We start from the raw sequence: 838 nt of genomic DNA, 5'->3' as shown, positions 1-838 counted from the left end.
GCCCCCGGCCAGCACCCCGGCCAGTGCCGCCCAGCCCGCGTCGCCCGGTGAGCGGTCGGCCTGCGGGGCGGCCGGGCTCTCGGTTGCCTGCGTCATGAGCTCAGCCTGGCACGGCTTCTTGTGCGGGCCGAGCCCTCGCGCGGATCTGACGATCTCGTAAGAACTGCCGGCGGTTCAGATCCCGGTGCCGCGCACGATCTTCGAGTTGTGTGCCTGGGCGCGCGGCCGGACCGTCACCAGGTCGATGTTGACGTGGTCGGGGCGGGACACGGCCCAGGCCACGATGTCTGCGACGTCGTCGGCCACGAGCGGCGTGTAGCCCTCGTAGACGGCGGCGGCCTTCGCGGCGTCGCCGCCGAACCGGACCAGCGAGAACTCCTCGGTCGCCACCGCCCCGGGCGCCACCTCGATGACCCGCACCGGCTCGCCCGCGATCTCCCAGCGCAGCGTCTGGGACAGCATGTGCTCGGCGTGCTTGGCACCCGTGTATCCCGCGCCGCCCTCGTACGCGCCCTGGGCAGCCGTCGAGGTCATGTTCACGACGTCGGCCACGCCCTTGGTGGCGCCCGCCTCCCGCAGCAGCGGCAGCACGGCCTTGGTCACGCGCAGCGTGCCGAGCACGTTGATCTCGTACATCCGGCGCCAGCCGTCGACGTCGGCGTCCTCCACGCGGTCCAGCCCCAGTGCGCCGCCCGCGTTGTTCACCACGGCGTCCAGCCCGCCGGTCGCGGCGAGGTGCTCCGCGAGGGCGGCCACGGCGTCATCGTCGGTCAGGTCGACGGCGTAGACCTCGCAGCCGGTCTCCGCCGCGAGCGCCTCCAGCCGGTCCGCGCGGCGC

General features: G+C 73.9%; 1 protein-coding gene. It reads right to left on the bottom strand.

Going from position 1 to position 838, the window contains the following annotated elements; translation table 11 throughout:
• Window positions 1–174: 174 nt before the first annotated feature.
• Window positions 175–838, bottom strand: a 664-nt coding sequence (locus PROKR_RS20350) for an SDR family NAD(P)-dependent oxidoreductase (protein ID WP_036966513.1), incomplete at its 5' end; no start/stop codon positions are given.

Origin of the sequence: Promicromonospora kroppenstedtii DSM 19349 (assembly GCF_000515355.1) — a bacterium.
Taxonomy (GTDB): Bacteria; Actinomycetota; Actinomycetes; order Actinomycetales; family Cellulomonadaceae; genus Promicromonospora; species Promicromonospora kroppenstedtii.
The sequence above is the reverse complement of the archived record's forward strand: the minus strand, read 5'-3'. Positions and strand labels throughout refer to the sequence as shown.